Raw genomic sequence first — 23,421 nt, forward strand, 5'->3', positions numbered from 1 at the left:
TCGTCGATCCCAACTAACCACCACAACTCTCGATATCCCCACAACCTGAAATCCAAGGAGCACCCCATGACTTCCGCCACTTCCGGATCCGGCCGCAAACTCCACCTCAACGCCTTCCTGATGAGCACCGGCCACCACGAGGCCTCCTGGCGTCTGCCCGAAAGCGATCCGCAGTCAAGCACCAACGTGGAGCACTATCAGCACCTGGCACGAACAGCCGAACACGGCAAGCTGGACTCCATCTTCTTCGCCGACTCCCCCGTGCTCTTCGGCGAGGTGGGCCGCCGCCCCGCCGGGAAGCTTGAGCCCACCGTGCTCCTGACCGCCATCGCCGGCGCAACGGAATGCATCGGCCTCATCGCCACTGCCTCCACCACCTACAACGAACCGTTCAACCTTGCCCGCCGCTTCTCATCAGTGGACTGGGTCAGCGGCGGCCGCGCCGGCTGGAACGTGGTCACCACCGCCGGTCCGGACGCCGCCCGCAACTTTGGCGTGGACGACCAGCCCGCCCACGCGGTCCGGTATGAGCGCGCCGCCGAGTTCATCGAAGTGGCACAGAAGCTGTGGGACAGCTGGGATGACGACGCCGTGCTCGCGGACAAGGCCGACGGCGTCTGGGCAGACTCATCGCGGATCCGCACAGTTGACCATGAAGGCAAGCACTTCAAGGTCCGCGGCCCGCTCAACGTCCCCCGTTCACCGCAGGGGCACCCGCTCATCGTCCAGGCAGGTTCCTCCGAGGACGGCAAGGACCTCGCCGCCCGGTACGCGGACGCCGTCTTCACCGCGCACCAGACCCTCGCAGACGCGCAGGACTTCTACCGCGACCTCAAAGCCCGCACCGCCGCCGCCGGCCGGGACCCGGAAACCATCAAGATCCTGCCCGGCATCGTTCCAGTCATCGGCGCCACGGAAGCGGAAGCCCAGGCGCTGGAACGGGAACTGGACCGGCTGATCAAGCCGGAGTACGCGCGGATCCAGCTCGCGAAGACCCTGCGCGTTGCCCCCGAGGACCTGCCCCTGGACCGCCAACTGCCGGACAACCTGCCCAGCGAGGACGAGATCGAGGGCGCCAAGAGCCGGTACACACTGATCGTCCAGCTCGCCCGCCGCGAGCAGCTCACGGTCCGGGAACTGATCGGACGGCTGGGCGGCGGCCGAGGGCACCGCACCTTTACCGGCACGCCCGTGCAGGTGGCGGATGCCATCCAGGAATGGTTCGACGGCGGCGCGGCGGACGGCTTCAACATCATGCCGCCGGTGGTGCCCTCGGGCCTGGAGGCCTTCGTAGACCAGGTGGTGCCCATCCTGCAGGACCGTGGCCTGTTCCGGACCGAATACAGCGGGCGCACGCTGCGTGAGCACTACGGCCTGGAGCGCCCCGGGAACAGTTACGCCGGATCCGACACCCCCGAACGGGCGTCGATCGGATCAGCGTTCTGATGGGCCGGTAGCTGAACAGACGGACTGGATTGACCTGGACACGGACATCGATGAGACCCTGGGGTCGCTCACGGACCTGGTGCGGCAGGGCAAGATTCGCTATATCGGCACGTCCACCTTCGATCCAGCCAGATTGTGAAGGCCCGGTATGTTGCCCGCGAACGGTACCGTGAGCGGCCCGTGACGGAACAGCCGCCGTACTCGATCCTGGCGCGCGGGGTGGAACGCGAAGTGCTGCCGTTGGCCCAGCGCCACAGGCCGGGGGTGCTGCCGTGTAGTCCGTCCCGTCAGCCGGAACGGCACGATCCGTCGTCGGCAGAAAATGCCCGCAAGACGCAGGCGGTTCTGGAACTGACGGAGCTTGCGGAGCAAGCCGGACTGTCACTCATCCATCTGGCCCTCGGCTTCGTGCTGGAGCACCCGGCGGTCACCTCCGCGATCATTGGTCCGCGGACGCTGGAGCAGCTGGAGGGGGCGCTGGGCGCGGACAAAGTGGGCCGGTCAAAGGACGTGCTGGACCGGATCGCCGAGATCGTCCCGCCCGGCACCACCCTGAACCAGGCCGACGCCGGCTATCGGCCGCCGTCGTTGACTGACCCGTTGCTGCGCCGCCGCAGCCGCCGAACCTGGCGGCGCTGGGCCGGGCGGCGGGGGAAGCTCCCGCCGTCGTCCGCCCTGCTGGCTGAACCGGGCAATTGCCGCCTCCTGTGACGTGCGGTGGTCAAAACAGGCGTTGACCACTCCCGGTATAAAGAGTCTGCCTAAAGCTCGCAAGTCTTGACGATGTTTGTGGAAGGCACCTCCCAGGGCTGATTGAACCCCGGCTCTCCCATCATTGCGCTCTTGTCGCTCATCTCGAAGGTTTTGAAAATGCCGACCATCTTAAGCTGCTCGTCGAAGCCCTCCGGAGCCGATTCAGAGAGTTTCTTGAACTCTTCCCCGATTCTCTCCCTAGCCGCGTCGTCCATGCTTTCGGGCGCGCTTTCGAGGATTGACTTGACCTTGGCGCAGGTGTCCTCCACCGACAGTTCAGTTGGAGTGCAGGCCCCGAGGGCAAGTATGAGTCCGCCCCCGAAAACCATGACTTGCAAGATTTTTCTCATGACTATTTCCCCCTGAATAGTTGACGCGCGTTCCCTTGTCTTGATGGTCTTTGCGCGCTGTTGCCCTTACCGTCTGGCTGCGGTGAACATGAGATAAAAGTCCGCTTTCAAGTTTCTATCACCACAACCCGACACCACAAGAAGGGCAACGAACATCCAGGGTCTTCGCGACTGCTCGTGTAGACGGACAACACGGCCGAATCTGGCGCATGCAGACCGCATGCCTTCCACTTCTTGCCTTAAATCGCAGACATTAAATGTTGAAGCGGAACTCCACCATGTTTACGGAATGAAGCAACATCTCGGAGCCCGGATCAGGTTACATGACCTGCCGGAGTGCCGCTCCCGTGTAAACAGCGGAGCCAGCCGCGCCGAAATGCCGATCACGCCGTCACCGTCCCGAATTGCCTGCCACAACGGTGTCATCTCTCACGACCTCGAGGTCCAGGTCGGGAACCCGATCCAGAAGTTCTTTCATCAGGAATTCCGAATACCCACGGTTCAGGTTGGTGATCACCCAGATCGATTCATTCGCATTCACCGGAGCCTCCTTTGCCCGCGCACCTTTCGGCAAATCGTCGGCGCGGCTGACCCCTTCTACATTGATCACTGTGTCGACTCCCTTTTCCTGTGCAACAAGAATAGCGAGTGCACGCACTGCTCGGGCGGCCGTGTGAGGACCTGACTCTAGATCCTCCGGACGATCGCTCCCATGAATGAAGTAGGCCTTGTAGCGCGCCTTTCCGCGGAGACGATCAAACCTCCACTCCAACTGTTGGGCTCTGGTGCTCACTGATCCCGCCGTTCCCGTCAAGCGGATGTAATCCTCGCCGAATCGTGCAAGAAGTTCATCGTCGAGCCGTCTCACCCTGGTGACTGGACCACTGGCATCCATCAGCGCGAGGACTTGTTCACCATCCACAACTTCAAGTGCCGCTTCGAGAGATTCGATCGTTTGCAAATTGCAGAGCCGGGCCAGTTCGAGCCCGAACGCGATCCCCTTCTCGCTGGCTTCTTTGTTGCCCGGGAATCGACTCTCCAATAGGCGAGACAAAGAACGATGGTCAAGTGGAGACCCCACGTTTCCAGAGGCAGCTTGCGCCTTGAGTTCCTCTCCAAAGCGTTCCTGTTCATTGTCTATTGAGGGACGCGCCAAGATACGGTCGATGGCAACGAAAGTTTCATCGAGTGCTCGCCTCGCATCCGAGGCCGCACCGAAGAGTTGATCGATGGTTTCTTTGTCCTGATCATGGATTGCCGTGTACTGGACGCCTTTGTATCGTCTGGAATGCTCAAATTCAGCCCAGGCGTGACCAGCAACCGTCCGTACTTGGATCTCAAGCCCACCGAATTCTTCGAAGTAACGCGCTAGCTTTCCTCCAGATACCAGCCAATCTGCCTCAGCCCCAGGATCCTCACCTGAAATGACAATGTGCCGACAGTCGTACCCCGAAGCCGGACTGGCTTCTCATCGCCTGGATTTCTGTCTTCGCCATCTTTGACGACAAATCGACCACGAATCAGCTCACTGGTCCGTTCGCGATCTGTATTTGAATACGTGATTATTCGAATCGCGACAGTGTCGGTTACTTGTTGGACGGGATCGGTATACCGCTTGGCCTGCTGCTTCCGCTGGAATGATGCGATCGACTTGGCCCGGGCTGACACGTCGTGTGGTTTAATTCCGGACTCTTCAAGAAGCCTGACAACATACGCTTCCATTTCAGCGGCCGCATTGGGCAGCCAATCCCATGTGGTGTAATCAATCGCCACATCATCACTCACCTGAACCGCCCCCAGATCCGTCAGAACTAATTCATATTCCGAACGGAACGATGGTACCTGAGCACGAAGAGCCCTGCCCTGTAGTAATTCAGCGTTTCCCAAGTCGATGTACCAATTGGAGGAGGCAAGATGGATGATCGTAGCGCAGGAGAGCAGTGGAAGTTCGACAGTGCGCCGCCGCGGGGCCGACCGCGGGGTGATACAGAAACGCCCGCGATGCGTAAAGCATCCCGGGCGTTTCCTGAAGCAGCCAAAGGAACCTAGACGTTGAAGCGGAACTCCACCACGTCGCCGTCGGCCATGACGTATTCTTTGCCTTCGATACGGACCTTGCCTCGGGACTTCGCCTCCGCCATTGATCCTGCTTCGATGAGGTCGGTGAAGGACACCACCTCGGCCTTGATAAAGCCGCGCTGGAAGTCGGTATGGATAACGCCGGCAGCCTGCGGTGCGGTGTCCCCACGGTGGATGGTCCACGCGCGTGTTTCCTTGGGCCCCGCGGTGAGGTAGGTCTGCAGACCGAGGGTATGGAACCCGACTCGCGCCAGCTGGTCGAGGCCGGATTCGTCCTGGCCGTTCATCTCAAGCATTTCCCGGGCCTCCTCCTCGTCCAGCTCCACGAGGTCGGACTCAAGCTTTGCATCGAGGAAGATGGCATCCGCCGGGGCGACCATGGCCCGCAGCTCATCCTGCTTGTCCGGGCTACCCAGGATGCCTTCGTCCGCATTGAAGACGTAGATGAACGGCTTGGCCGTCAGGAGGCTGAGCTCCTTGAGGTGCTCCATCTCCAGCTTGTCGCTCTTGATCGATGCAAAGATGGTGTCGCCACGTTCCAGCACCGCTTGGGCCGCCTTGATCGCTGCCAATTCGGCGGCCTCACGCTTTTTGATCTTGACTTCTTTTTCGATGCGCGGAATGGCGTTTTCGATGGTCTGAAGGTCAGCCAGGATCAGCTCGGTGTTGATAGTTTCCATGTCCGAGCGCGGATCAACCTTGCCGTCGACGTGGATGACATCGGGGTCATCGAACACGCGGACAACCTGGGCGATGGCCTCTGCCTCGCGGATGTTGGCGAGGAACTTGTTGCCCAGGCCCTCACCTTCGCTGGCGCCCTTGACGATGCCGGCGATGTCCACGAAGGACACCGGCGCAGGCAGCAGCCTCTGGGAGCCGAAGATCTCCGCGAGCTGCTTCAGCCGGGGATCCGGAAGGTTCACGACGCCGATATTTGGTTCAATGGTGGCGAACGGATAGTTCGCCGCCAGGACCTGGTTCCGGGTCAGTGCGTTGAAGAGTGTTGATTTGCCGACGTTGGGCAGGCCGACGATGCCAATAGTAAGAGCCACGAGCATAGATTCTACCCGCAGCGGAGCAGGAACCTCTCAGCCATTGCTCTTGCCCAGCTGGGCGGCTGCCTGAAAATGTCGCTTCCCTAAAATGTCACAGGGGCATGCAACAGTGTGGATATGGATGCATTCGCCCTGATTCTTGCCCTGTTCATGCTGCTGCTTGGCGCGCTGGCCGGCGCCGCCGCTGCCTATCTTTCCTTGCGCCGGCGCAGTTCCGCCCTGGAAGAAGATTTCGACGCCGTCTCGTCGCGCCTTTCGGAGGTGAGCGCCCAGTTTGCAGCCGCTGACGCGGAGCGGCGGCTCCTGTCCTTGCAGAATCGGGAGCTCGGTGAAGCGCGCAGCCAGGACGGGAGCGTGCTCAGGGCCTTGGCGCCCGTCGCGGAGAAGCTGACAGCGGTACAGCAGCAGGTCGCTTTGCTGGAACGGGACAGGCTGGAACAGTACGGGCAGCTTGCCCAGCAATTGCAGGAAGCCAGGTTGTCCGACGAGCAGCTGATCCGCTCCACACATGCCCTGGAATCCGCGCTGCGCTCCAACAGCGCCCGCGGGCAGTGGGGTGAGGTCCAGCTCCGACGGGTGGTTGAGGCCTCGGGCATGCTCCGGCACGTGGACTTCCTCGAGCAGGTTCACAGCGCCGGTGGAGATTCAACAGTCCGTCCCGACCTGGTGGTGCAGCTTCCTGGGGAAAAGCAGCTGGTGGTGGATGCCAAGGTGCCGTTGTCCTCGTACCTTGAAGCGCAGGAACTCGGAGCAGTGACCGGTTCCCCCACGGATCAGGGGCCGAACCACCGGTCCCAGCAGACGCTGCTGGCTGCCCATGCCAAAGCGCTGCGTTCCCACGTGGACGCGCTCAGCACCAAGAAGTACTGGGACATTCCCGGCAACTCCCCCGAGCTGGTGATCTGCTTTATCCCGGCCGAATCAATTTTGGCGGCCGCCCTGATGGCCGATGCAACCCTGCTGGACCATGCATTGTCCCGGAATGTTGTGCTGGCATCTCCCAGCACTTTGCTCGCCGTGCTCAAGTCCGTGGCGTTCACATGGCGCCAGGATGTTCTGACGGACAGCGCCCGGGAGCTCTTTGACCTTGCCCGGCAGCTCTATGAGCGCATGGGAACCCTCGGCGAGAACGTCAGCAAGCTGGGGTCGTCCCTGAAGTCCTCGGTGGATCGCTACAACTCAATGATCGGCACCCTTGAGGCCCGGGTGCTGCCGACGGCACGGAAACTCAACGCGCTTGATGAAACGGGTTTGCTGACACCCGCGGCGCTGGAGGTGACACCGCGGTCCGTTGCTGCTCCGGAGCTCCAGCTGCGCGATACCGCCGCATAGCAGGGGCGCCGGTTGGGCGATGAGGCGGCTGGGCGGCGCGCCGGTTGGGAGGTGCGCCGCTTGGTTACCGGGCCATCCTTAGGACTGGTCGCGGGACCGGCGGCCGCCGAGGGCGCGGCTGACGTCGCCGGCCTCTTTCAGCGTTGCCCGAAGCTCCTTGGGCAGCGAGAAGAGAAGGTCCTCTTCGGCCGTGACAACTTCTTCCACGGAACCGTAGCCGTAGTCGGCCAGGAGTCGCAGCACGTCCTTGACCAGGACCTCGGGAACGGATGCCCCAGACGTCACGCCCACGGTGCCAACGCCTTCGAACCAGGCCTCATCCACCTCGTTGGCGAAGTCCACGCGGTACGAGGCTTTGGCGCCGTACTCGAGTGCAACTTCCACAAGCCGGACAGAGTTCGAGGAATTGGCTGAACCCACCACAATAACCAGGTCAGCCTGCGGCGAGATCTTCTTGATAGCCACCTGCCGGTTAGTGGTGGCGTAGCAGATGTCGTCGCTGGGCGGATCCTGCAGGGTAGGAAAGCGTTCCTTAAGCAACCGGACTGTTTCCATGGTTTCGTCCACACTGAGGGTGGTCTGCGAGAGCCAGATGACCTTTTCCGGGTCCCTGACGGTGACTTTGTCCACTTCGTGAGGGCCATTAATAATCTGGATGTGTTCCGGGGCTTCGCCGGCGGTTCCTTCAACTTCCTCGTGGCCGTCATGGCCGATCAGCAGGATGTCGAAGTCGTCCTTCGCGAACCGCACTGCTTCCTTGTGCACTTTGGTGACCAGGGGGCATGTGGCGTCAATGGTCCGCAGCCCGCGATCCTCTGCTGACTGAACTACTGCAGGCGATACACCGTGCGCGGAGAAGATCACCAGTGCGCCCTCAGGAACTTCGTCGGTTTCATCAACGAAGATGGCACCCTGGGCCTCGAGTGAGCTGACCACGTGGACGTTGTGCACGATCTGTTTCCGGACGTACACCGGGGGGCCGTAGTGCTCCAGCGCCTTTTCCACGGCGATCACGGCCCTGTCCACACCCGCGCAATACCCGCGGGGCGCGGCCAGCAGGACCTTCTTGGGACCGGTTACCGGTGCCGCGGCGAATACTTCCTCGGGGGTGCGCCGCCTTCGTGGGACGGTCGGCATCGAGAGGGAAACTGCTGTGGAGGTCATCTGTCCATGCTACCGGGTTGCGGGCCGGCGCCCCGGCGAGGCGATCCGGATCACAAGTCCTGCTACCAGCAGGGCGCTTCCGGCGATGGCGGTCCCCAGAATCCAGGCCCGGAAGTCACCGGCTGACGCGGCGACCAGCTCGTTCCGGAACATGTCCGCAAGTTCATTGCCGCTCCCGGTGCTAAGCACAGCGTCGACGCCCACCTGCAATCCTGCCGTCCACAGTCCGGCCAGCAGCAGGCCGGCAACGCCCATCGAGAAGATCACGGCCCCGCGGCGTCGGGCGGCCACCAACGCCAGCAGAAATGCGATGCCGGCACCTACCGCCAGCCCGTACCCCATGGGAGCATAGCCCCGCAGGGCGTCCACCAGCTGGCGCTGGCTGGGCTGTCCGACGTCGATCAGTGTCTCCGCGGGCGCTTCCAACGGCAATCCGGAGGTGCTTGAGATTTCTTCAATTCCCAGCGCCACCAGGGGTGCCACGTCGAGCGTAAGGGATGCTGCGGCGCCCGCCTCGGGCATCGGGGAACCGCCGGTCGAGAAGCTCAGGCGATGGCTCCTGCGCAGCGTCTCCTCCCACGCTGCCGGGTAACCGGGCAGCCCGGCCAAAGACGTGGCGGCCGATTCGAGCACCGGCTGGACGGCGTCGGCCAGCGCATCCGGAATGCTGCTGGTATCCAGGGCCCCAACGGCGGCGGCAGCCAGCCGTTGCTGGAACGCTTCGTCCCTGCCGAGCGGAGCGGCCAGCGCCACAAAGCCATCCTCCTGGACGATGTTGCGGTCAAGCCAAATAGACGGCACTGCCACGGCAGACAACAGCGCGCCCAGGATAACGGCAATGGCGGAAACAAACGTACGCAAGGCAAACCCCTTGTGGTCGACGGCGGTCCTGCCATCATCCTAGGGGGCCATGCTGGGCAAAGAATGTCAGCCTGCGGTGGTACAGCTTATGGATAAGGTTGAAGTAGAGCCCGCCCCAGCCGACACCACCGCAAATGCCAGATAGAGGAACGCCCATGCCACCAGCCACAGCTTTCCCGGGGCGTGCATATGTCTGACCCCGCAGCCTTGCCGGGCATGGCGGCCACCACGCTGCCTGCCACGGCCGCCGAAACAAGCCCGGACAATCCCTGGCCTTTGCAGCTGCTGTCCCAGAAGCTGAAAGCCCACATCGACCGGACTCCTTCGGCTTGGGTGGAAGGCCAAGTCATCGAACTGAGCCGGCGCGGCACAAACGCCTATCTGACGCTGCGGGATGTGGACGCAGAAGTTTCGCTGCCTGCATCGGTATGGTCCAAGATCCTTGACCGGCAGAACATGCCCCTGGAGCGCGGTTCCCGCGTTGTCGCCTTGCTCAAACCGGAGTTTTGGCTGAAAACAGGCCGCCTGAACATGCTGGTCCGGGACATCAGGCCCGTGGGATTGGGTGACCTCCTGGCACGGATTGAGCGGCTTCGCCAGGCCCTCTCCGCCGAAGGTCTCTTTGCCGATTCCCGCAAGAAGCCGCTCCCGCTGCTCCCCCACCGCATTGGGCTGATCACCGGACGTGATTCGGACGCGAAAAAGGACATCCTCCGCAACGCTGCGCTGCGCTGGCCCGCCGTCGAATTCGAGCTGCGCGAAGTTGCCGTCCAAGGCAACGCGGCGGTATCGCAGATTATCAGGGCTCTTCGGGACCTTGACGGGCGCCCCGATGTTGATGTCATCGTCATAGCCCGCGGCGGCGGCGCCCTGGAGGACCTGCTGCCGTTCAACAGCGAAGAATTGATCCGGGCGGTTGCCGCGGCGGCCACTCCGGTTGTCAGCGCGATCGGGCATGAAGCAGACCGTCCGCTGCTTGATGATGTAGCGGACCTGAGGGCCTCCACCCCCACCGACGCCGCCAAGCGGATCGTACCGGACGTGGCGGAGGAGCTGGCCGGCGTGCGCCAGGCCCGGGATCATTTGCGCCGATCAATCGGCCGGCTGGTGGACAGGGAGACGGACCGGTTGTCCTCGCTTCATTCGCGACCGGTCATGGCTGCACCCGAGGGGATGATCACGCTCCGTGCCGAAGAGGTGGAACGGCTCTTGCGGCGGGCATCCGCCGCAGTAAGTTCCACAGTGGTCAGGGCGGCAGACCAACTGGTCCACCTGCAGGCCCAGGTGCGGTCACTGTCACCGCAAAATACCCTGGACCGGGGTTATGCGGTGGTGGAGCTGGCCGGCCGGCGCGCGGCAACCGAAGACAACCCTTCCGGCCATTCGGTGGTCCGGGACCCCTCCGAGGCGCCCACCGGAACGCCGCTCAAGGTACGCGTTGCCCTCGGACAATTTGGGGCTGCATCCACGGGCCCCATTCAGCAAGGAATTAAACAAGGAGAAGCACATGACTGAAGCAACCCCGGGTTCCGATATTGATGGCCTGAGCTATGAGGAAGCCAGGGAGCGGCTGATTGAAGTAGTCGCCAAGCTTGAGGCCGGCGGCGCCAGCCTGGAAGAATCCCTGGCCCTGTGGGAACGGGGAGAAGCACTTGCCAAACGCTGCGAGGAGTGGCTCGAGGGAGCCCGGAAGCGCCTGGCAGCTGCCCGCGACCAGCCGCTGTAGCGCGCACCACCAATCAGCAACGCCAGATCAGGACCTTTCCACGATCTCCCGCTCCACCGCGACGTCGAAATCCGCCTTGGGCCACTCCAGGTGCAGGTCTGCGAACGCGCCGAGCACCAATTGCTGAACGGCGATCCGGGCAAACCATTTTTTGTTGGCCGGCACCACGTGCCACGGCGCCACCTCGGTGTTTGTCTCGTCGATGGCGGCCTGGTACGCCGCCATGTAGTCGGCCCAAAAAGCTCGCTCGTCGAGGTCACCGCGGCTGTACTTCCAATGCTTGGCCGGGTTGTCCAGCCGGGCCAGGAGGCGCGCCTTCTGCTCATCCCGGCTGATGTAGAGCATGACCTTAACAATCTTCGTTCCCGAATCGGTCAGCCGGGCCTCGAATTCGTTGATGGCTACATACCGGCGCTTCAGCTCTTCAGGAGGTGTCCAGCCATGGACCCGGTGAATCAGGACGTCCTCATACTGGGAACGGTCGAAGATGCCCACCATTCCGGCTGCCGGCACCTCCTTCTCTATCCGCCAGAGGAAGTCATAGGACTTCTCTTCCGGGGTGGGGGCCTTGAAAGCCTTGAACTGGACGCCCTGCGGATCCATCGGAGCCATCACATGATTGACGATGCCGCCCTTGCCGGCAGTATCCATTCCCTGCAGGATCAGCAGCAGCCGCTTGGTCCCGCCGAACCTTGATTCCGCAAACAGCTTCTCCTGGTACTCGGCCAGTTTTCCGTCCAGATCGGCCAGGAGAGCCTTCCCGTCCGCCTTCAGCCCGCTGAACCCGGGTGTGGCATCGGGGTCCATGTCCGCAAGGGCAAATCCGTTACCAACCTTCAGCGTCTTGGAAGGGTGTTTGGTGAAGTCAACCACGCGGGCCATGGGCATCCTTTGTCCGAGGTTCCACGGGCGGAAGGACCCGTCACCACAGGCTAGTTCCCCTGATACCTGCTAAGGAAGTCCCCCATGCGCCCCACAGCTTCTTCAATGTCCTTGACGTTGGGCAGGGTGACCATCCGGAAGTGGTCCGGACGCACCCAGTTGAAGGCCCGGCCGTGCGAGACCAGGATTTTCTGTTCCCTGAGCAGGTCCAGGACAAATTTCTCGTCATCCCGGATATGGAAAACCTCAGGATCAAGGCGAGGGAACAGATACAGTGCGCCCCTGGCCTGCTGGGTGCTCACACCCGGGATGGCGTTGAGCATGTCGTACGCCTTGTTGCGCTGTTCAAGCAGCCGTCCGCCGGGCAGGATGAGGTCGTTGATGCTCTGGTAGCCGCCCAGCGCCGTCTGGATGGCGTGCTGGGCGGGGACGTTGGCGCAGAGCCGCATGTTGGCGAGGAGGCTGATGCCCTCCAGATAATCGGCTGCGTCCTTCTTCGGGCCCGAAATGGCCATCCAGCCAGCGCGGTACCCGCACACCCGGTACGCCTTCGACAGTCCGCTGAACGTCAGGCAGAGCACGTGGTCACCCGTCAGCGACGCGAGGTTGATGTGCTGGGCGTCCTCGTAGAGGATCTTTTCGTAGATTTCGTCGGCGAAAAGCACCAGCCCGTGCTTCTCAGCCAGCGCTACGATCTTTTTCAGGGTCTGCTCGGGGTACACCGCCCCGGTGGGGTTGTTCGGGTTGATGACCACGATTCCCTTGGTGCGCGGCGTGATCTTGGCTTCCAGGTCTTCAAGGTCCGGCTGCCAGCCGGATTCTTCGTCACAGAGGTAATGCACCGGCTTGCCGGTGGCGAGTGCAACCGACGCCGTCCACAGGGGGTAGTCAGGCGTAGGGATCAGGACCTCGTCGCCGTCGTCCAGCAAGGCCATCAGGGACATGGTGATGAGTTCACTCACCCCGTTGCCGAGGTACACGTCATCGACATGGATGTTCTGGATTCCGCGGGTCTGGTAGTACTGCGAGACAGCGGTGCGTGCGGAGAAGATTCCCCGGGAGTCGCTGTAGCCCTGGGCGTGCGGCAGATGGCGGATCATGTCCACCAGGATTGCGTCCGGCGCTTCAAACCCAAACGGCGCGGGATTTCCGATGTTCAGTTTGAGGATCCGGTGACCCTCCGCCTCCATTTGCTGGGCTGCCTGAAGAATCGGTCCACGAATGTCGTAAAGGACGTTATGAAGCTTGGTGGACTGCTTGAATTCTGCCATCCATCAAATATGCCACAGGGAGGATGTACTTCCGTTGAGACGTCGGACACATGGAATCGGAGTGCCGGCAACTCTGGTGATGATCCCGACGGCGGTGCCCGGCTTCCGGAAGCCGGGCACCGCCGTCGGGAGCTGCTGAGGCCCCACGGGCGTTACTTGACGATTCCTTCGTCCTTCAGCCACGCGGCGGCAGCGTCCTTCGGGTTTTGTTTCTGGCTGCCGCTGACTGCCCTGTTGAGATCCACGAGGTCCTCCGTGGTCAGGAGCCGGGAGACCGCATTGAGCGCATCTTTCGCCTTGTCTGTCAGCTTTTCCTTGTTATAAACCGGCAGGACCTGCTGCGCTTTGAAGTTGTTTTTAGGATCCTCCAGCACCACCAGGTCATTGTCCGCGATGGAGGGCATGGTGGTGTAAATGTCGGCAACCTGGACGTCGTCGGTGAGCAGCGCGAGCAGCGTTTGATTGCCGCCACCGTCAAGAGAGGGCTTGAAGGCCTTGAATTCACAACCGTAGTCCGCTTTGAGCCCGGGAAGGCCATCGGGGCGTGCATCGAAGGTGGTTGGTGCGGCCATGGCCAGGTCCTTGCATACCTTGGCCAGATCCTCGATTGACTTCAGCTGGTACTTCTCGGCCGTGAGCTTGGTGACCACCATGGCGTCTTTCGACTCCGCCTTGGACGCTTCCAGGACGGCCAGCCCCTCCGGCAGCGTGCCCGTCAGTGCCTTGTAGATGTCATCAGCTGAATCTTCTGACGCCTGCGGGTCCACATGCGCGAGCAGGCTTCCTGAATAGTCAGGCACCACATCAACGGTGCCGTCTTTGAGTCCCTTAAGATACGTTTCCCGGGGTCCGACGTCCGGCGCGGTTGTGGCAGGAACGCCGGCGGCCACCAGGGCGCCGGCATAAATTTCCGCGACGATCTGGGTTTCCGCCGACGTGGCCGTGTCCAGGGTGGGGCTGCCCACTGTCAGGGCAGCAGCAGGCGAGCTGCTGCTGCCGGTGGGGGTTTCTTCAGGCGCTCCTGTGCACGCTGCCGAGAGCAGCAGCGTTGCGGCGGCCAGTCCGGCCCAGAGGGGTTTTCGCATTAAGTCACTAACTCCAACTTCATCCAACCGCTCTCTCGGGCTCATTCCAGCAGACATCCAACGTGTCCGACCTTCGCTACCCGCTTGGGGGCTGGCTGCAGTCATACTATCGCCACGTTACTTCAATGAATGGGTATGTTTCGGCGGCAGCAACATGCCTGAACGACGGATGCATGAGGGCCCGGCATGCCCCTGTTCGGCCTGGCTTCACGCGGCATCCCCCTTGTACGCCCCTCCCGGCCTAAGGTTGGACTGTGACGAACTTGGAAGTGTCTCCCCAACAGGAACTTTGCCCGCCCGCCGGTCCGGAAGGTACTTCCGGCCCATGCCTGCAGCTATGGCCCGAGCGGGAAGTTCCGCTGGGCGGCGTGCGTGCAATGAACGTGCAGCGTACGCTTCCGCAGCGCGGCCTGCCCACAGTGGGTGCCTGGTGCTTCCTGGACAACTTCGGCCCGGACCGGACGGCCATGTCCGTACTTCCGCACCCGCACATCGGGCTGCAGACCGTCACCTGGCCCCTGGCCGGGAACATCCGGCACCGGGACAGTGTGGGCAGCGACGTCGTAGTCCGTCCGGGTGAGCTGAACATCATGACGGCAGGCAACGGAGTCTCCCACTCAGAGTTCGCCGTCCTGGCAGATCCTGACGGCCAGCTTCCCATCCAGCGCGGCCTGCAGTTATGGGTGGCGCTTCCCGACGGGCAACGGCACAGGGAACCGGCCTTTGAGCAGTACCGGGAGCTGCCTTCCGTCACGGGCGAGGGGTTCACCGCCACCGTGATGGTGGGCGAATTCGCCGGCGCGGTTTCCCCCGCCACGATGTACTCACCCATTGTGGGCGCTGACGTCTCGTGTGCCGGGCGTGCCGTCTTGCCGCTCAATGCGGACTACGAACATGCCCTTTTAGTGCTCGACGGCGGTCTGACGCTGGACGGCCAGGAGATCCTGCCCGGGCCCCTGGGCTACCTTGGCACTGGCCGTCCGGCGCTTGAGGTGCAGGCGCTGCCCGGCACGCGGTTCCTGCTCATCGGCGGGGAACCCTTCCAGGAAGAGCTCCTGATGTGGTGGAACTTTGTGGGCCGTGCCCACGACGAAGTGGAACGGGCACGTGAAGACTGGGAGGCCCAGGGGCAGCTCCCTGACGGCCAGGCCCGCGGCTCCCGGTTTGGATTGGTCGAAGGACATGGTCCGGAGGCGGGGGCGGAGGCAGGCCGTATTCCTGCTCCCCCGCTGCCGGCGATTAGGCTGACCCCTCGAAAGCGTGCCGCCCGGCCCTGAGGGTCACTGAGGCCGGACGCACACGCGGGGCGCCGGCCTACTCGTCCTCCGCCACAAGCTGCAGGACGCCGAACACCGGCTCCTGGTCCAGCACACGGACATCGGTAATTCCGGCGGCGGCAAGATGCTTACGGAAGGCGTCCTGGAGTGCGGCTACGTTCATTCCAAGGCCACCGCCAAGAATGACAGGGCCATCAATGCCTAGCTTCCGGAGTGCCTGGGCAGCCAGCGCAGCAAGGTCGCTGCCCGTCTGGTCGAGCAACTGCTGGCTCACCGCGTGCCCCGCCGCAGCGCCTTCCACTACGAGACGCGCCTGCTGGGCCCAGAAGCGGCGGCCGGTATCAGGAGAATGGAACATGGCGATCAGCCGGTTGGCATCATCAATACCGCATGACTCCAGCAAGGCTTCGGTGAGCTGATCGGCAGGCAGCCCCTGGTTCATCCTGCGCAGGCTGTGCCGGACGGCTTCCCGTCCCAGCCAATAACCGCTGCCCTCGTCGCCCAGCAGATACCCCCAGCCGCCGGCCCTGGCCTCGTCCCCGGCCGCGTTCTTACCCCAGGCAGCCGATCCCGTTCCAGCTATCACGGCCACTCCGGTGCTGACACGGCCTGCGGCCAGCAGCAGCCGCGAGTCGTGAACCACGCGGATCCTCGCACCGGGAACGTGCGGTTCGATCAGCGCGGCGAGCGCCGCGGCGTCGTCGTCTGTGTCTATCCCGCCGGCACCCGCATAAACCTGGGACACGTGGCCGCCGCCTATTTTCGCAAACAGCTCGGCGAGATTGACGGCCGCCGCTTCACGGCTGACGTTCTGGACATTCGAGCTACCGGCAGACGCATCGGCCACGGCAATGGCATCCTCAAACCGGACACCATGGGTTTTGGTCCCGCCAATATCAAGGCCAATGATTGTTCCCACCAACGGGCCCGGAGCAATCGCTGGCTGTATCCGCTCTTCAGGGAAACTTGCTGCGGCAGAGGAGCTGGGAAGTTGGGTGTCAGTCACGTCATCAGCCTACTGAAGCCTTTCCGGAAGGGCGCGCCGCCGGTATGTTTCAGTCGCTTTGTGAACGTTCCCTGACCAGCCCGGCGAGCAGCCGCGGGCCGTCTTCAAGCACCATCTCCCGGAAAAGCCGGACAGGATCAGATTCAGCGCCGGGACCGGGCTTGCGGCGCCGCCATGCCAGCCCGATCTCCCGATAGGCGAGAGCGGATTCAAGGGCAAGTTCAACCCATCCCAGATCGCCCGTTTCCGGGCTCACGTGCCGTCCGGGTGCGTTCCCGCCCGGCGGCAGGATACTGACGCCCAGCCCTGCAGACACCAGCCCGCGGACTGTGTGGGAATCCTGGCTTTCGAAGGCGATCCGTGGCCGGAAACCGGCGTCGCGGAATATTGCATCTGTTAGTGACCGCAGGCCATAGCCGGGGCCAAGTGCAACAAAGGGGTCTCTGCGGATATCCTGCAGTCCTGCGCTGCGACTGCCCGCCAGCGGATGCTGATGGTGCACCACCAGGCGGAGCGGTTCACGGTACAGGGCAGCCGATGAGACGGTGCCTGTTGCCATGGCCACCGGAGCCGTGAGTGCCAGATCCGCCTGGCCTGTTGCCAGCTCTGCCAGGCAACCGTCGCGTGATCCCTGGCTCAAGGTAAAACCTGCCTCCGGGTGGCGGCTTCGGAAAGCACTGATCAGCAGGGGCAGGGCGGCCTCGCCGAAGGTGTGCTGGAAGGAGACGGCAACCTTCCCACGCACCACGTCAGACTCGTGCCGGACCAGGTCCAGTCCCGCCTGGAACTCGGCGAGGGCCGACTCGATGTACGGCAGCAATGTCCTCGCCGCGGTGGTGAGGCGGACACCCCTTCCATCCCGGATCAGCAGTTCGGTTCCAACCACGGCGCTGGCCCGGTTGAGTGCCCTGCTGACCGTGGACTGGGGTACCCCCAGAAGTTCAGCAGTTTCAGTGACGTGCTGTGTGCGGCCCAGTTCGGCGAGCAAGGGCAACAGCGGGAGCAGTTGCACCAGTTGCTTGTGATCGGCATCCATGATTCCTGCCCCTCCCGCCCGACCGTTCCATATTTGCCATAAGTTTCAGGCAAACCATGCATTGGAAGCATACATCCGGCCATCCTACTCTGGAGCCATGTCAAAGAATCCGCCACTCCCGGGGTTGCCGGCCACGGCAGATCCATCCTGGACGGGCCACCCGAAGGGCTCACGGGCGTACGGAAGGATCATCGCCGGGCTGGGCTTTGCCGGTGTGGCAACATTTGCCCAGCTGTACTCAACCCAGGCAGTCCTGCCCCTCATGGCAGCGGATCTGCAGATCACCCCGGCCGAAGCGGCGCTGACCATTTCGCTGGCAACCGTGGGGCTGGCCGCTACCGTCCTCCCGTGGTCCTTCCTGGCTGACCGCATCGGCAGGGTGCGGGCCATGGCCCTGGCGATTTCAGCAGCCACCGCCCTGGGCCTCATCGTGCCACTGGCCAGCAGCTTCGGAATGCTGCTGGGCCTCCGGCTTCTGGAAGGCATGGCACTGGGCGGTATCCCAGCCATCGCCATTGCCTACCTTAATGAGGAGGTTAATAGGGCGCACACCGCCCTGGCCGCCGGCGGCTACATTGCCGGCACCACCCTGGGCGGTCTCGCAGGCCGGCTGGTGGCCGGGCCGGCAGGCGAGCTGTGGGGATGGCGCGCCGCCGCCCTGGCCGTATCCTTGCTGGCGACCACAGCAGCGGTGCTGTTCCTCATACTGGTGCCCAAGGCCAGAGGCTTCACCCCTGCAAAAGCCACGGGACTGCGCGGTGCCGTTGCAATCATTGCCGGCCATGTGCGGACGCCAAAGCTGCTGGCACTCTACGTCCAGGCCTTCCTGCTGATGGGCGGCTTTGTGGCTGTCTACAACTACCTTGGTTTCCACCTCTCCAGTGAGCCCTTCAGTTTGCCTGCCACGATTATCAGCCTGATCTTCCTGGCTTACCTTTCCGGAACCGTCTCCTCGCGCTGGGCGGCTGGACTGACACAGCGTTTTGGCCGGCGGAACGTCCTGCTGGCAGGAATCCTCCTGATGGTCTTGGGGCTCGCCCTGACGCTGACCCAACTGCTGGCACTAGTCCTGGCCGGCCTGTTGGTTTTCACCGCGGGCTTCTTTGCCGCCCACAGCATCGGCGCCGGCTGGACGGGCAACATTCCCACGACAGGCAGGGCCCAGGCGGCGTCGCTGTACAACCTGGCCTACTACGTCGGTTCAAGCGTTATCGGCTGGGCAGGGGGCCTGGTGTTCCAGTCCCTTGGCTGGACGACGATGGCCGTGGCCGTCATGGTGCTGGCCTGCCTGGCTGCGGTGATCGTCGCCGTCGTCCATCCACGGCAGGAGGGACAGCGTGGGTTTGGCCGATGGCGCACCAGGAAGCGGCGGTATGGAGAGTTGAACGATCTGCCCGCAAAGGGCTGCATCTGAAGTGATAATTCGGAGGAACAGGGCTGATCAGGGGTGAATGGCCGGAAACGGCCGTCTAGGATGAACTCAGAACACTTGAGGAGATTCCATGAGCACCAACGCGAAGAACATCCGGCCGGGGACGCACCTTGAGCCCCTGGATGCCATTGACGAGCGGCTCCTGGCAGCTCTCGTGGACGACGCCAGGATCTCCAACAAGCAGCTGGCCGAACTCGTTGGCATCGCCCCGTCCACGGCACTGATGCGGACCAGGGCGCTGTCCGAACGCGGGATTGTCCAGGGCTTCGAAGCCAAACTCAGCCTCTCGGCGATTGGCAGGTCGGTCCAGGCGCTGGTCGCTGTCCGGCTCAGGGCCCATGACCGCGACCAGATCGACCGCTTCACCGCACGCGTCCCACACCTGCCGGCTGTACTGTCCACTTTCCACACATCCGGCTCTGTTGATTACCTCCTGCACATCGCCGTGGCCAGCACCGAGGACCTGCGGGACTGGGTCCTGGACAACCTGGCGACAGACCCTGTGGTGGGTCACACGGAGACCACCCTCGTCTTCGACCATATCCAGGGAAACCACGGCCCCCTGCCGGACTAAGGGCGTTCCTGAACCGGCAGCCGTCGGTTCCCTGCAGCCCCGTCAAATGGCGGTCCGACACCGAATAGCGGTCCGAAGCGTCACGGCGGAGAGCACCAGGGCTGAAGCGCTGCACAGCAGCACAAAAGCGGTGGCCGGGGTTTGGAAGCCGAACGCAGCTGTGGCCCATCCCAAGCCAAGTACCGGCACGGCGCTCCCGAGGTACGTGATCATGTACACGGTGCTGATGATCTGGGCATGCCGGGAAGATTCCACCTTGCCGGCAAGGTCGTTGAAGACTTTGTTGAAGGCCACTCCCTGGCCGAAGCCTGCAAAGATACTGGCCGCAACAAGCAACAGGGGGCTGTTCCATGCCGCTGCGGCCGCCAGAAACAGCAGGGACACACCCAGTACGGCGAGGCCGGCCGGGGCCACATAGCGCCCCCGTACAGCAAACAACTGGCTGAGGGCCGAGGCGCCCAGGGTAAGACCTGCAAGGGCACCGAGCACCGGGCGGGAGTCAGCCTGCACGACTTGGGCAAAATATCCAGGTGCCAGGGACAGGCAAAAGCCGAAAACGGCAAAACTGAGGAAGCCGACGGCGGACGCCAGCCAGAAGGCGCCCCTCGCTTCAACGGATACCGTCGGCCTGCGTGGCGCCAGGGCCGTGATCGGCCTCCGTCCGGACGGTGGGTGGATGGCAGGGCGGGCACGGAGGAGGTACAGCGGAACGAGCATCCCGGCAAGGACTGCTGAATGCACAAAGTACGGTGCGGTGGTGGGGCCTGGCAGCATGGACAGGAAGCCGCCGATAACGGGCCCTAAAGCAACCCCACCGGCCGAGGCGAGCAACGTGAAACGGGACGCCCACTCGGGGCGGGACGGGAGCAGCTCACGCAGCGCCGCAGCACTTGCTCCCGTGGCCAGGGCCACGGCCACGCCCTGCAGGGCCCGGCCAGCGGACAGAGCGGCAAGGCTGTCAGCCTGGGCAAAGACCCAGCCTCCGGCCAGCCCGGCGAGGACTGCGAGAATGAGGGCGGCCCTCCGGCCGATGTGGTCCGACCAGTGTCCGGCGACCATCAACGTTGTCACGAGAGCCAGGACGTAGCTGGCAAAAACAGTGGTGATGGCTACTGGCGAGAGCCCAAGGTTTGCCTGCAGCAGCGGATACAGGGGTGTGGCGAGGTTTGCTCCCACGAGCAAAGTGAAGATGACTGATCCCGCCATCACCAGGCGTGACGTAATGGAGGCATCCCAGCCCCAGCGCGCGGCTGTAGCCGGGCGCATGCGGAGCTCACTGAAGACGGTCATGGGTGGGCCTTTGGCTCGACCGGAGCGGGATGTCCTTGTAGGACGCCGCCCCGGGTGGCAATTGATATCTAAAGAATGCGGCAAGACTGCCTGATCGAGCGGAAACCAGTGCAATAATTGGTCAAGATCATCAACATTTCCTCTCTTTCATAAGCGAAAGTGACATTTTGAACAACCTGGACCCCACCGATCTGAAAATCCTGCTGGAACTTATCCGCGATCCCCGTATCCAGATCGGTGAGCTCAGCGAGGCATTGGGGATAGCCCGGAACACAGCACAGTCGCGGGTTCGGCGGATGCTCCGCACCGGCATTCTGCACGACGGCGGCAGGGAGATCGACCTCGAGGCCGTCGGCTACGACGTGGTGGCCTTCGTGACGATCAAAGTGACACACCGTGAGCTGGACGGTGTGGTGGGCGCACTCCGGCTCCTGCCCCAGGTCCTGGAGGTGCATGAGATCTCGGGCCGCGGAGACGTCTGGTGCCGCGTGGTGGCCATGGATACCCACAACCTTCAGGCTGCCCTGCGGCAGATTCTTCGCATCAAGGGCGTCATTCGGACAGAAACAGTCCTGGCCCTGCATACTCATATTCCATACCGGACCGAACCGCTCATCAGCCGTCTTGCACAGACGGGGGCAAGCCAGCCAACACGGGCACAATGACCTCGTCCACCCAGACCGGATGCGGGGGAAGCGGCTAGGATTCGAGCATGGACTGGCTCTCATACATATCGCAGATCAACTGGCTGGCCGTGCTGCTGGCCTTCATCGCCAGCATGGCCATCGGCTTTGTCTGGTACATGCCCGCCGTGCTTGGCAACAGGTGGATGGCGGCGATCGGAAAGACTGAAGAGGACCTAAAGAACATCAGCGGCGGCGCCGGGATCTGGGTTCCGATGATGGTTGCCGCTGCTCTTACTGCCATCCTGCTCGCCGTCCTGATCAGCAAACTCGGCCTGGACAACGCCTTGGCCGGCGGCTGGTTCGCACTGGTCCTGGCCCTCGTATTCCGCGCCGGCGGCCACGTGATCCACAACGGCTTCGCAGGACGTCCCGCAGCTGTGACGCTCATCGATTCCGGCCACGATCTTGTTGCCATGACGGTAGCCGGCGCAATCATCGGGGCCATGTCCTGACGCGGCTGAGCCAGTACGCGCCGGCTGGAGGGGCGCCGTTGTGACGATCATCGACAACGCCGTGTACGTTGACGGTGTCCGCAGCGCCGAGCCCGAAAGCCTGGAGCAGACCTTTGAGACCCTGGCCGAGCACGGCGGCATGGCCTGGATCGGGCTGTACCGGCCAACGGAAGCAGAGATGTCGGCCGTGGCCAGCGAATTCGGGCTCCATGCCCTGGCCGTGGAGGATGCCATCTCGGCCCACCAGCGGCCCAAGCTGGAGCGCTACGACGACAACCTCTTTACTGTGCTTCGTCCGGCCAGGTACCTCGACGCCACCGAAACCGTTGAATTCGGTGAGCTCCACATCTTCACCGGCAGCAACTTTGTTGTTACCGTCCGCCATGCGGAGATGGCCGGCGTTGCCCGGGTCCGCAACCGGCTTGAGGCACGCCCGGACCTGCTCCGACACGGCCCGGAGGCAGTTCTGTACGCCCTCCTGGATCGCGTCGTGGACGATTATGCGCCGGTGGTGGCAGGACTTGAAAACGACATTGACGAGATCGAGGACCAGCTCTTCGGCGGGGACACCACGGTCTCACGCCGGATCTATGAGCTCGCCCGCGAAGTGATTCAGTTCCAGCGCGCCATCCACCCGCTGCCGGGCATGATGCAGCAGCTCAAGCGTGGATTCGAGAAATACGGCGTGGAAACCGAACTTCAGCACAGCCTGCGCGACGTGGAGGACCATGTTGAGCGGGTCATTTCCCGCGCAGACTCGTTCCGGGACCTGCTGCAGAACGCCCTCACCCTGGACGGGACGCTGACCGCAAACCGCCAGAACGAGGCCAGCGCAGAGCAGAACGAACAGGTGAAGAAAATTTCCTCCTGGGCCGCAATCTTCTTTGCGCCCTCTATTGTGGCGGGCGTCTACGGGATGAACTTTGACCACATGCCCGAGCTTCACTGGACCTTTGGCTATCCGTTGGCGATTGCCCTGATGGGCGGCACGGCAGGCCTCATGTACGGCATTTTCAAAAAGAAGGGCTGGCTCTAAAACATGGACAATACAAATGATCAGGTGGCCGGGGCGGAATTTTCCAGGGGACGCATCATCACGCCCGGCACAGAGCACCAGCTGGGCACCTATGGCCTGTTCCCGCCGTCGTCAGCGCAGCATCGCACGCTGATGACCGCCGGAGGACCGCTCACCGCCAAGAATGCGGAACCCGATCTGCTGTGGACCAGCTTTGCCGAGCTATGCTCCGGGGCGCTGTCCGAGGCCGATTACCACGCCCTGGCCGGCCAACACACTACCTGGGTCATCGACGGCGTTCCCGCCCCGGACGCGGATCGATCAGCACAAAAAACCGCGGCATGGGATCGCTTCGGCGCCTTGGTGGGAATTCTCTATGAACGGGACGTCACCCTGTTTTTGCTCGGTACCCGGCTGCCGGCGGACATGGCCAAAATTGCCCCACCCCTCTCCTTCCTGGAATATGTGGAGTCCGCTGCAGACACCACGGCTGAGGAAATTTCCGGAAGCTAGCAACGACCGGCACTGCCTTCCCAAGTCTCCGTCGAAGGGACCCTCTTACCGCATGCCTGATATTTGACTGAAGATCATACTTCCCAGTCTTGATATATTAGTCCTATACTAGACCGGAATCCGCAGAGGATGATCG

General features: G+C 63.0%; 25 protein-coding genes. 13 read left to right on the forward strand and 12 right to left on the reverse strand.

Going from position 1 to position 23,421, the window contains the following annotated elements:
• Positions 1 to 66 precede the first annotated feature (66 nt).
• Genes M1E17_RS16385 through M1E17_RS16395 form a run of 3 tightly spaced genes read left to right on the forward strand, consistent with a single transcriptional unit; the run spans position 67 to position 2,157 of the window.
• Positions 67 to 1,446, forward strand: coding sequence for an LLM class flavin-dependent oxidoreductase (locus M1E17_RS16385; RefSeq protein ID WP_457963019.1), 1,380 nt, complete (start codon positions 67 to 69; stop codon positions 1,444 to 1,446).
• The gene (locus M1E17_RS16390; protein WP_457963020.1) at positions 1,361 to 1,585 is read left to right on the forward strand and encodes an aldo/keto reductase; all 225 of its coding nucleotides are present in this window, start codon (positions 1,361 to 1,363) and stop codon (positions 1,583 to 1,585) included. Before M1E17_RS16385 ends, M1E17_RS16390 begins: the two co-directional genes overlap by 86 nt.
• A gap of 41 nt (positions 1,586 to 1,626) precedes the next feature.
• Positions 1,627 to 2,157 (forward strand): aldo/keto reductase, encoded by a 531-nt coding sequence (locus tag M1E17_RS16395; RefSeq protein WP_457963021.1) that lies wholly within the window; start codon positions 1,627 to 1,629, stop codon positions 2,155 to 2,157.
• A 50-nt stretch (positions 2,158 to 2,207) separates the two neighbouring features.
• Here M1E17_RS16395 and M1E17_RS16400 read toward each other — a convergent pair whose 3' ends face one another.
• The 4 genes from M1E17_RS16400 to ychF form a co-directional block, all read right to left on the reverse strand.
• Positions 2,208 to 2,549 carry a hypothetical protein gene (locus tag M1E17_RS16400; RefSeq protein WP_457963022.1) on the reverse strand — a complete coding sequence of 114 codons (342 nt, stop codon included), beginning with the start codon at positions 2,547 to 2,549 and terminating at the stop codon, positions 2,208 to 2,210.
• A gap of 391 nt (positions 2,550 to 2,940) precedes the next feature.
• Positions 2,941 to 3,705, reverse strand: a complete 765-nt coding sequence (locus M1E17_RS16405; protein WP_457963023.1) for a hypothetical protein — start codon at positions 3,703 to 3,705, stop codon at positions 2,941 to 2,943.
• Between the two features lie 212 nt (positions 3,706 to 3,917).
• On the reverse strand, positions 3,918 to 4,436 hold the full coding sequence (locus tag M1E17_RS16410; protein ID WP_457963024.1) for a hypothetical protein: 519 nt from the start codon (positions 4,434 to 4,436) through the stop codon (positions 3,918 to 3,920).
• Between the two features lie 158 nt (positions 4,437 to 4,594).
• Complete coding sequence (ychF, locus tag M1E17_RS16415) at positions 4,595 to 5,680, reverse strand: redox-regulated ATPase YchF (protein WP_267275768.1); 1,086 nt, start codon at positions 5,678 to 5,680, stop codon at positions 4,595 to 4,597.
• Between the two features lie 120 nt (positions 5,681 to 5,800).
• Between ychF and M1E17_RS16420 the strand changes: the two genes are divergently transcribed.
• Complete coding sequence (locus M1E17_RS16420; protein ID WP_457963025.1) at positions 5,801 to 7,015, forward strand: DNA recombination protein RmuC; 1,215 nt, start codon at positions 5,801 to 5,803, stop codon at positions 7,013 to 7,015.
• A gap of 78 nt (positions 7,016 to 7,093) precedes the next feature.
• On the opposite strand, the gene M1E17_RS16425 is transcribed toward M1E17_RS16420, so the two are convergent.
• Both M1E17_RS16425 and M1E17_RS16430 read right to left on the reverse strand, forming a co-directional pair.
• Entirely contained in the window at positions 7,094 to 8,179 is a 1,086-nt protein-coding gene (locus M1E17_RS16425) for a 4-hydroxy-3-methylbut-2-enyl diphosphate reductase (protein ID WP_267275770.1), read from the reverse strand.
• A gap of 9 nt (positions 8,180 to 8,188) precedes the next feature.
• Complete coding sequence (locus tag M1E17_RS16430; protein WP_457963026.1) at positions 8,189 to 9,040, reverse strand: hypothetical protein; 852 nt, start codon at positions 9,038 to 9,040, stop codon at positions 8,189 to 8,191.
• 189 nt (positions 9,041 to 9,229) lie between these two features.
• Between M1E17_RS16430 and xseA the strand changes: the two genes are divergently transcribed.
• Positions 9,230 to 10,555 (forward strand): exodeoxyribonuclease VII large subunit, encoded by a 1,326-nt coding sequence (gene xseA / locus M1E17_RS16435; protein WP_457963027.1) that lies wholly within the window; start codon positions 9,230 to 9,232, stop codon positions 10,553 to 10,555.
• Complete coding sequence (locus tag M1E17_RS16440; RefSeq protein WP_457963028.1) at positions 10,548 to 10,766, forward strand: exodeoxyribonuclease VII small subunit; 219 nt, start codon at positions 10,548 to 10,550, stop codon at positions 10,764 to 10,766. The genes xseA and M1E17_RS16440 overlap by 8 nt, the downstream gene beginning before the upstream one ends.
• 27 nt (positions 10,767 to 10,793) lie before the next feature.
• On the opposite strand, the gene M1E17_RS16445 is transcribed toward M1E17_RS16440, so the two are convergent.
• The 3 genes from M1E17_RS16445 to M1E17_RS16455 all read right to left on the reverse strand — a co-directional run bounded on the left by M1E17_RS16445 (position 10,794) and on the right by M1E17_RS16455 (position 14,004).
• On the reverse strand, positions 10,794 to 11,648 hold the full coding sequence (locus M1E17_RS16445; RefSeq protein ID WP_457963029.1) for a polyphosphate kinase 2 family protein: 855 nt from the start codon (positions 11,646 to 11,648) through the stop codon (positions 10,794 to 10,796).
• A 50-nt stretch (positions 11,649 to 11,698) separates the two neighbouring features.
• Positions 11,699 to 12,919, reverse strand: a complete 1,221-nt coding sequence (locus tag M1E17_RS16450; protein ID WP_457963030.1) for a pyridoxal phosphate-dependent aminotransferase — start codon at positions 12,917 to 12,919, stop codon at positions 11,699 to 11,701.
• Between the two features lie 152 nt (positions 12,920 to 13,071).
• On the reverse strand, positions 13,072 to 14,004 hold the full coding sequence (locus M1E17_RS16455) for an ABC transporter substrate-binding protein (protein ID WP_457963032.1): 933 nt from the start codon (positions 14,002 to 14,004) through the stop codon (positions 13,072 to 13,074).
• Between the two features lie 254 nt (positions 14,005 to 14,258).
• Between M1E17_RS16455 and M1E17_RS16460 the strand changes: the two genes are divergently transcribed.
• Entirely contained in the window at positions 14,259 to 15,281 is a 1,023-nt protein-coding gene (locus M1E17_RS16460; RefSeq protein ID WP_457963033.1) for a pirin family protein, read from the forward strand.
• A 37-nt stretch (positions 15,282 to 15,318) separates the two neighbouring features.
• Here M1E17_RS16460 and M1E17_RS16465 read toward each other — a convergent pair whose 3' ends face one another.
• Positions 15,319 to 16,230: an N-acetylglucosamine kinase gene (locus M1E17_RS16465; RefSeq protein ID WP_457967798.1), complete on the reverse strand. Its 912-nt coding sequence runs from the start codon at positions 16,228 to 16,230 to the stop codon at positions 15,319 to 15,321.
• Between the two features lie 106 nt (positions 16,231 to 16,336).
• Entirely contained in the window at positions 16,337 to 17,323 is a 987-nt protein-coding gene (locus M1E17_RS16470; protein ID WP_457963034.1) for a LysR family transcriptional regulator, read from the reverse strand.
• Between the two features lie 97 nt (positions 17,324 to 17,420).
• Here M1E17_RS16470 and M1E17_RS16475 point away from each other — a divergent pair, with 97 nt between their 5' ends.
• Both M1E17_RS16475 and M1E17_RS16480 read left to right on the forward strand, forming a co-directional pair.
• Positions 17,421 to 18,737 (forward strand): MFS transporter, encoded by a 1,317-nt coding sequence (locus M1E17_RS16475; protein WP_457963036.1) that lies wholly within the window; start codon positions 17,421 to 17,423, stop codon positions 18,735 to 18,737.
• Between the two features lie 88 nt (positions 18,738 to 18,825).
• Entirely contained in the window at positions 18,826 to 19,329 is a 504-nt protein-coding gene (locus M1E17_RS16480) for an Lrp/AsnC family transcriptional regulator (RefSeq protein WP_457963037.1), read from the forward strand.
• Between the two features lie 42 nt (positions 19,330 to 19,371).
• On the opposite strand, the gene M1E17_RS16485 is transcribed toward M1E17_RS16480, so the two are convergent.
• A complete protein-coding gene (locus tag M1E17_RS16485; RefSeq protein ID WP_457963038.1) occupies positions 19,372 to 20,619 on the reverse strand; it encodes an MFS transporter in 1,248 nt (415 codons plus the stop codon).
• A 167-nt stretch (positions 20,620 to 20,786) separates the two neighbouring features.
• Between M1E17_RS16485 and M1E17_RS16490 the strand changes: the two genes are divergently transcribed.
• The 4 genes from M1E17_RS16490 to zapE are packed head-to-tail and all read left to right on the forward strand — an operon-like array spanning position 20,787 to position 23,285.
• Complete coding sequence (locus tag M1E17_RS16490; protein WP_457963039.1) at positions 20,787 to 21,284, forward strand: Lrp/AsnC family transcriptional regulator; 498 nt, start codon at positions 20,787 to 20,789, stop codon at positions 21,282 to 21,284.
• Between the two features lie 47 nt (positions 21,285 to 21,331).
• Positions 21,332 to 21,757: a DUF1761 domain-containing protein gene (locus M1E17_RS16495; protein WP_457963040.1), complete on the forward strand. Its 426-nt coding sequence runs from the start codon at positions 21,332 to 21,334 to the stop codon at positions 21,755 to 21,757.
• A gap of 40 nt (positions 21,758 to 21,797) precedes the next feature.
• Positions 21,798 to 22,793 (forward strand): magnesium/cobalt transporter CorA, encoded by a 996-nt coding sequence (corA, locus tag M1E17_RS16500; RefSeq protein WP_457963041.1) that lies wholly within the window; start codon positions 21,798 to 21,800, stop codon positions 22,791 to 22,793.
• A gap of 3 nt (positions 22,794 to 22,796) precedes the next feature.
• Positions 22,797 to 23,285 carry an AFG1/ZapE family ATPase gene (zapE, locus tag M1E17_RS16505; RefSeq protein ID WP_457963042.1) on the forward strand — a complete coding sequence of 163 codons (489 nt, stop codon included), beginning with the start codon at positions 22,797 to 22,799 and terminating at the stop codon, positions 23,283 to 23,285.
• Positions 23,286 to 23,421: the final 136 nt, after the last annotated feature.

The sequence above is a fragment of the Arthrobacter sp. D1-29 genome (genome assembly GCF_054130585.1).